Origin of the sequence: Achromobacter spanius (genome assembly GCF_039673305.1) — a bacterium.
Classification (GTDB): Bacteria; Pseudomonadota; Gammaproteobacteria; order Burkholderiales; family Burkholderiaceae_B; genus Achromobacter; species Achromobacter spanius_F.
Window position 1 is genome coordinate 40,383 of record NZ_JBDJLJ010000042.1, and the last position, 7,232, is coordinate 47,614.

6 protein-coding genes and 1 pseudogene are annotated in these 7,232 nt (G+C 71.0%); 2 read left to right on the forward strand and 5 right to left on the reverse strand.

Annotated features, from left to right (window positions below; all coding sequences use genetic code 11):
* Positions 1-18: 18 nt before the first annotated feature.
* On the reverse strand, positions 19-915 hold the full coding sequence (locus ABE485_RS23630; protein ID WP_346517682.1) for a GntR family transcriptional regulator: 897 nt from the start codon (positions 913-915) through the stop codon (positions 19-21).
* On the reverse strand, positions 912-3,542 hold the full coding sequence (gene acnA, locus ABE485_RS23635; RefSeq protein WP_346517683.1) for an aconitate hydratase AcnA: 2,631 nt from the start codon (positions 3,540-3,542) through the stop codon (positions 912-914). The genes ABE485_RS23630 and acnA overlap by 4 nt, the downstream gene beginning before the upstream one ends.
* A gap of 86 nt (positions 3,543-3,628) precedes the next feature.
* On the opposite strand from acnA, the gene ABE485_RS23640 reads away from it, so the two are divergent.
* Entirely contained in the window at positions 3,629-4,609 is a 981-nt protein-coding gene (locus ABE485_RS23640; RefSeq protein ID WP_346517684.1) for a Bug family tripartite tricarboxylate transporter substrate binding protein, read from the forward strand.
* A 14-nt stretch (positions 4,610-4,623) separates the two neighbouring features.
* Here the strand turns inward: ABE485_RS23640 and ABE485_RS23645 are convergent, their stop codons facing one another.
* Positions 4,624-5,319 carry a 2OG-Fe(II) oxygenase gene (locus tag ABE485_RS23645; protein WP_346517685.1) on the reverse strand — a complete coding sequence of 232 codons (696 nt, stop codon included), beginning with the start codon at positions 5,317-5,319 and terminating at the stop codon, positions 4,624-4,626.
* A 153-nt stretch (positions 5,320-5,472) separates the two neighbouring features.
* On the opposite strand from ABE485_RS23645, the gene ABE485_RS23650 reads away from it, so the two are divergent.
* Complete coding sequence (locus ABE485_RS23650; RefSeq protein WP_346517686.1) at positions 5,473-6,165, forward strand: HAD family hydrolase; 693 nt, start codon at positions 5,473-5,475, stop codon at positions 6,163-6,165.
* 73 nt (positions 6,166-6,238) lie between these two features.
* On the opposite strand, the pseudogene ABE485_RS23655 reads toward ABE485_RS23650, so the two are convergent.
* Positions 6,239-6,697: pseudogene (locus tag ABE485_RS23655) on the reverse strand (SDR family NAD(P)-dependent oxidoreductase); the annotation flags it as partial.
* A 93-nt stretch (positions 6,698-6,790) separates the two neighbouring features.
* Positions 6,791-7,232, reverse strand: a 442-nt coding sequence (locus ABE485_RS23660) for an RNA 3'-terminal phosphate cyclase (protein WP_346517687.1), incomplete at its 5' end; no start/stop codon positions are given.

Sequence of the window (7,232 nt, forward strand, 5' to 3'; positions counted from 1 at the left end):
AAGGCCGCGTCGCGCGGCCTAGGAAGCCAGGATGCCGCTGATGCGGGCCAGGTTGTCCAGCGTGCTGCGCAGATGGCTGGCCAGCGCCTCGGCCGCCTCTTCGTTGCGCTCGCGTTCCAGTAGGTCAAGGATGGCCAGATGCTGGTCGCAATGCTGCTTGTAGCGGCTGCGATCCTGCATGGACCGGTATGACAGCAGGCGGCGCACGCGGTTGACGCGCTTGATCGTGTCGATGAAGAACGGATTGCCGGACGCTTCCACCAGCGACTCGTGGAAGCGCACGCCGCGGTCGTGGAGCTGATCGGCCGTATCGGTGGCGATGCCGCCTTCCAGCAGGTGCATTTCCGCCGCGCGGCAGCGCGCCAGCACGTGCTTTTCGATGCGGAATCCCGGTTCGAGCAGCGCGGCCGGTTCCAGCGCCAGGCGCAGCCGATAGGACTGCAGCAGGCTGTCGGGCGTGGTCATCATGGACGAGAATTCCCAGCCGTAGCCGGGCCGTCGCTGCGCCCAGCCTTCGTTCGAGATGCGCGCGAGCAGGGCCTGGGCCTGCGCGTTGGTCAGCGCGTAGCGCGTCCGCAGCTGGGCTTCGCTGCATTGCATGGGCAGCGCGCCACGCAGCAGCTCGTCGGCCAGCCTGAAATAGCTTTGCGTCACGATGTCGTCCGCCGCCGGGGGCGCGAGGTCGGCGGGGGCCTGATCCATCGCGTCGAAATCCCGCAGCAGGAAATAGCCGCGATTGGGCTTGCGCGCCACGACGCCGTGCTGCTCCAGGATGCCCAGCGCATCATTGACCGGCGAGCGCGACAGCCGCAGCCGGTCGGCGATCTGCTGCGCCCGGAGGTGGGCGCCTTCGGGCAGGCGGTCTTCCTGGATCAGCTCGAGGATTTTCGTGACGGTATTGGTTTGCGCGCTCATGGGCGATGGACGGCCGAGGACAGGGTGTCCGACAGGATAGCGGGAATGACGCCGCCCATCCGCAACAGCCGGATCTCCAGACCTGTCTCGACGGCGGCGGTCGCGCTCAGCGCCTCGATGCCGCCGGCGGCGCGCAGGATGCGCACCGGCACCCCGGCGCGGGGAGTCAGCGCCGCGGCCTGGGCATCGATCTCGATCCGGTCGCCCGGAGCCAGCTGCAAGGTGGCGGGCGTGACGCCGGCCGGCAGGCGCAGCGGCAGGATGCCCATGCCGATCAGGTTGGACCGGTGGATGCGTTCGAAGCTGACCGCCAGCACCGCGCGGATGCCCAGCAGGCGCTGGCCCTTGGCCGCCCAGTCGCGCGACGAGCCGGTGCCGAAGCGTTCGCCGGCCACCAGCACGACGGGTTGCGACGCCTGGGCATAGTGCGCCGCGGCTTCCCAGATCGGCTCCAGCGCGCCGCTGGGCGCGTGCAGCGTGTGGCCCACGGGGGCGTCCGGGCACAGCAGGTTGCGCAGGCTCTTGCTGTAGAAGGCGGCGCGCATCATGACCTGCCAGTTGCCGCGGCGCGACGCGAACACGTTCAGGTCGTTGCGGTCGTCGCCGCGCTCGACCAGGAAGTCCGCGATCAGGCTGTCGGGCGGAATGGCGCTGGCGGGCGAGAGGTGGTCGGTGGTCACGTCGTCGCCCAGCACCAGCAGCGGATGCGCGACGTAGCGGCCAAGCTGGCTGCCCGCGTCGATGCTGGCGAACGGCGGCCGGCGCAGGGCGGTGGACGCGTCGTCCCACGGAAACCGCGCCGAGTCCGGGGATTGCAAGGCCTGCCATGCGGGGTTGGCGCTGGCGATCTTGAAGGCCGCGCGGTAATCGCCGGGCCGCAGCCCCGCCGCCAGCGCCGCGTCGATGTCCGCGTCGGCGGGCCACAGGTCGCTCAGGTAGACGGCGCGGCCGTCGGGGGCGACCTGCACCGGCTCGCGGCTCAGGTCCTTTTCGGCGTCGCCGGCCAGCGCGAAGGCGACCACCAGGGGCGGCGACATCAGGAAGCCCAGGTCCAGGTCGGGGTGGATGCGCCCGGTGAAGTTGCGGTTGCCGGAAAGCACCGCGACGGGGTGGACGGCCCCGGCGGCCATGGCGTCGCGCACGGCGTCGGGCAGCGGCCCCGAATTGCCGATGCAGGTGGTGCAGCCGTACCCAACGATATCGAAGCCCACCGCGGCCAGGTCGTCCAGGAGGCCGGCGCGCGCCAGGTAATCGGCGGCGGCCGGCGAACCGGGACCCAGCGAGGTCTTGACCCATGGCGCCGCCCGCAGGCCCGCCTGGCGCGCGTTGCGGGCAAGCAGCCCGGCCGCCATCAGCAGGCGCGGGTCGGACGTGTTGGTGCAGCTGGTGATCGCGGCGATGGCGATGGCGTGCCGGGGCAGCGCGCAGGGCGTGCGGGGCGTGAAGGCGAGGCCTGCCAGGATGGAACGGGTGTCGCCGTACGGATGCAGGTCCTGCGGCCGCCGGGGGCCGGCCACGTGCATCTGCACCGCGTCCAGCGCGATGTCGACCACGCGGCTGTAGCGGGGTTCGGCGGCCGGGTCCAGGGCGATGCCGGTCCGCGCGGCGTAGGCCTGGACCCGCGCGATGTGCGCCTCGGGCCTGCCCGTCTGGCGCAGGTAGGCCAGGGTTTCGCCGTCGATCGGGAAGTAGCCGGTGGTGGCCCCGTATTCGGGCGCCATGTTGGCCACCACGCAGCGGCTGCCCGCCGGCAGCGTGGCGGCGCCGGGGCCGAAGAACTCCACGAACTCGCCCGCTACCTGGATGGCGCGCAGGCGCTGCGTCACGGTCAGGGCCAGGTCGGTCGCGGTGACGCCCGGCCCGAGCGCACCGGTCAGCCGGACGCCGATGACGTCCGGGATGCGCAGCATCGTGGGCATGCCGAACATGACGGTCTGCGCTTCCAGGCCGCCCACGCCCCAGCCCAGCACGCCGACGCCGTTGATCATCGGCGTATGGCTGTCGGTGCCGATCATCATGTCGGGATAGAGGGCGACGCCGTCGGGGCCGGGCTGCTGGCAGACCAGCGTGGCCAGCTGCTCGAGGTTGATGGTGTGCATGATGCCGGTGCCCGGCGGATGGATGCGCACGTTGGTCAGGGCCTTGGACGCCCAGCGCAGGAAGCGGTAGCGCTCGGTGTTGCGGCGCAGTTCCAGGTCCAGGTTGAGGGACGCCGCGTCGGCGCGGGCATAGGTCTCGACCGCCAGCGAATGGTCCACCGACACGTCCACCGGCAGCACGGGATTGAGGACTGCCGGGTCCACGCCGGCCTCGGCCAGCGCGTCGCGCATCGCGGCGATGTCGACCAGCGCGGGCGTGCTGGTGGTGTCGTGCATCAGCACGCGCCCCGGCTGGAACGCGATCTCGGCTTCGCTGGTGCCGTGCTCCAGCCAGCCGAACAGCGCGGCGACGGCCGCGTCGCGCTCCGCGCCCCGCATGTTGCGCAGGGCGTTTTCCAGCAGCAGGCGCAGCACGACGGGCAGCCGGAAATAGTCCGCGCCGTACCGGGCGGGCAGGTCCGGACAGGTGTAGCGCACGCCGTCCAGGACGAAGCTGGCGCGGGGCAGCGGGGCATTGGTGTTTTCCATAGCTGCCAGTTTTGCATATTGCATCTATAAAATGCAATTAAGTAAAAACCCGGCCGTCAACGAAACCGGCCGCACTGGAGAGAGACATGTCCCCCATCCGTACCCTCGCCGCCGCCGCGGTCCTGGCGCTTGCCGCTTCCCCGCTCTATGCCGCGGACCCGCCTTCGGGCCGCCCCGTCACCCTGATCGTGCCCTTTGCCGCCGGCGGCGGCGTGGACGGCATGGGCCGGCTGCTGGCCGAGCGCCTGCGCGGTGAACTGCCGCAGGGCGTGGTGGTGGAGAACAAGCCGGGCGCCAGCGGCATGCTGGGCGCGCAGGCGGTCGTACGGTCGGCGCCGGACGGCGCGACGCTGCTGCTGGGCTCCGCCGGCGAAACGGCCATCAACCCCCTGGTCTTCAAGGGCAAGATGCAGTACCAGCCGGACAAGGACCTGGCGCCGATCGCGCTGATCGCCCGCGTGCCCAATGTGCTGGTCGCCAATCCCAAGCTGCCGGTGGCCAATGTGGAGCAGCTGGTGGCCTATGGCCGCGCCAATCCGGACAAGCTGACCTACGCGACCAGCGGCGTGGGCAATCCGCAGCACCTGAACGGCGAACTGCTGCAGTCCCTGGCCGGGATCAAGATGGTGCACGTGCCGTACAAGGGCGCATCGGCCCAGCTGGTTGATGTGGCCGCGGGCAGCGTGGACCTGACCTTCGTCAGCCTGGCGGGCGCCTTGCCGTTCATCAAGAGCGGGAAGGTCAAGCCGCTGGCGGTCACGTCCGCAAAGCGCGCCTCGTTCGCGCCGGACATCCCGGCCCTGGCGGAGTACGCGCCGCTCAAGGACTATGCGCTGGAGAACTGGTTTGGCGTGTTCGTGCCGGCGGCGACCCCGGCCGACGTGCAGCAGAAGCTGGCCGCGGCGATCGGGCGCAGCCTGAAGGACGAGAAGTTCGTGGCCAGCATCCGCGAACTGGGCGGCGAAGTGCAGCCCATGAGCCAGGATGAGTTCCGCGCCTTCATCAAGGCGCAGACGGACGTCTTCGCCAAGGTCGTGGCCGACGGCCACATCACGGCGGAAAACTGATCGGGGCGCTGGCGCTACGGGCCGTCATGCAGCATCAATTCCAGCCCGACGCGCTCGCCGCCGCGCACGCGGCTGACCGCCTGGCGGTCTGTCACGCGATACAGGCCTTGCGCGCCCTGGACGGGCCGGTGCGATGTCGCGATCACCGCCGCATCGCCCAATTGCAGGGGCAGGACCATCGGGCGCGATTGCATGCGCGGGCGTTGCTCGGTCATCACGACCTCGCCGCCCGTGTAGTCCTGGCCGGGTTCCGACAGCAGGGCGATCAGCCGCAGCGGAAACACGCAGTCGCCGTCGGCGTGCATCAGCAGGGGCTGGTAATCGTCGGCGCGCAGCCGTTGGATGGCGGACAGCGCGCGGCGTTGGCCTGCCTGGATGTTCCATTGCGTGTAGGTGTCGAGGTCGTCGGGATAGGACGTGTCCGCACCCAGCGCCTTCGCCCAGGCCCTTGCGACCGGAAGCAGGCGGCGGTACAGGTCGGCGCGCACCTGACGCAGCGGCGCGGGCAGGGGATCGGGCAGCGCGTAATGGTCGCCGTGGCCCGCCTGCGCGGGCGCCCGGCGCGCGGCGGCAATCGCGTCCCGCGCCCAGCGGCGCGCCTCGCGGGGGTCGATCAGGCCGGGCAGCAACGCCCAGCCCTGGGCATCCAGCTCGTGCGCGATGCGGGGCCAGTCATAGGTGTCCAGCGGCTGGAAGGAGAGCGTGGCCATGGTCAAGGTGCGAAATGCGCGGCCTTGCAGCCTAGCGCAAGGCCGCGCGCCGCCGCACTCCGCTGCTTGCTGCCGGACCGCCTGTCCGCCAGGGGCGGCAGCGGGCTTGAAGTATGCTTGTCCGCTTCATGGATATTCCCGATGCTTCCCGCAATGACTGATTTTCCCTTTGACGCCGTGCTGTTCGACTGCGACGGCGTCCTGGTCGATTCCGAACCCATCACCAGCCGCGTGCTGACCGACATGCTCAACGAATTGGGCTGGGCCATCACGCACACGGAGACCATGCAGATTTTCACCGGAAAGGCGGTCAAGGATGAGCTGCCCCTGATCGAGGCGCGCACCGGCGCCACGATCACGCAGGACTGGTTCGACCAGTTCCGCCAGCGCCGCAACGATGCGCTGGACCGCGACCTGCTTGAAATCCCCGGCGCGCCGGACGCCGTGCGCGCCCTGCACGAGGTGCTGGACGGCCGCATCGCGGTGGCCTCGGGCGCCGACCGCCGCAAGGTGGAACTGCAGCTGGCCAAGGTGGGCATCGCCGACTGCTTCGGCGGCCGGGTGTTCAGCGGCCACGAAATGCCGCGCAGCAAGCCGTTCCCGGACGTGTACCTGGCCGCCGCGCAGGCGCTGGGCGTGGATCCGCGGCGCTGCGCCATCGTCGAAGACACGGTGACCGGCGCCACGGCGGGCGTGGCGGCGGGCGCGACGGTGTTCGGCTACAGCCCGGACGCCAATGGCCACAGCGGCGCGCAGGCGCTGCGCAGCGTGGGCGTGTCGCACGTCTTTACCGACATGCGCCAGTTGCCGGCGCTGCTGGCGGGCTGGCAGGCGGCCGCCGCCTGACGCCAGCCGGCCGCCGCGGGCGTCAGCGCCCGTGCGCGGCGTATTGCTCGCCGCCGTCGTGGTCGATCTCGGTGCCGCTCAGGTAGGCGGCGCGCGGCGCCGAGCCCGCCATGCCGATGATGTTGGCGATGACGCCGCCGCCGGCTTCGCGCATCTTCGGGTAGTAGTGGCGCGCCAGGCTGATGTAGCCGTGCACCTTCAGTTCCCATCCGGCGCGCCAGCGCTCGTCCTGCACCTGGTCCAGCGCGCCGCCTGGCACGGCGCCTGCGTTGTTCACCAGGATGTCGACGGGGCCGGCCTGCTTGCACAGGCGTTCGGCGGCGCCGGGCTGCGCCAGGTCCAGCGTGACGGCGTCGGCCTCGCGGCCGGTCTGTTAGCGGATCGCCGCCGTGGCGCCGTGCAGCGCCGCGTCGTCGCGCGCCACCAGGATCGGCTCGGCGCCTTCGCGCGCGAAGGCGACCGCGCAGGCCAGGCCTATACCCTTGGAAGCGCCCGTGATGAGCACGCGTTTACCCGTCAACTGCAAGTCCATGTGGAGCTCCTGTCGATGCGCGCCGGATGGCGCGGGCCTATCCAGGTTTGTAAACCAGATGGCCCGCGCCGTGCGGCGCGAGATGCGACAGAATCAGACAGGCGCGACGTCGACGCGATGGCCGCGCGAGCTCGGGGCGTGGCGGATGGACACGGGCAGGAACCGTTCGATGACGCTGGCATTGGTGAGCGTGTGGCCCGTGAGCTCGCTGCACGTGAAGTGCGCGGGCGCGCCGCTGTCGCGCACGGCCAGGGCCAGCAGCAGCAGCCACTGGTCGGCCAGGTGCGGCCCCAGCGCGCCGTCGCTGCCGAGATACTCGCGCACTTCGCGGGCCAGGCTGCGCGCCACGGTTTCCGCGGTGACGCCCTTGGCGCCGAAGGCGGTGAAGACTTCGGTCAGCTCCGCGTATTCCAGCACGGCCGCCAGCGCGTTGCCGGGGCCTTCGTTCTGGCGGCCGTCCACGATGCGCAGCTGCGCGGGCGCCCAGCCCAGCGCATCCCCCAGCGTGTCCAGCTCGCGGCGGGCCACGCTGCGC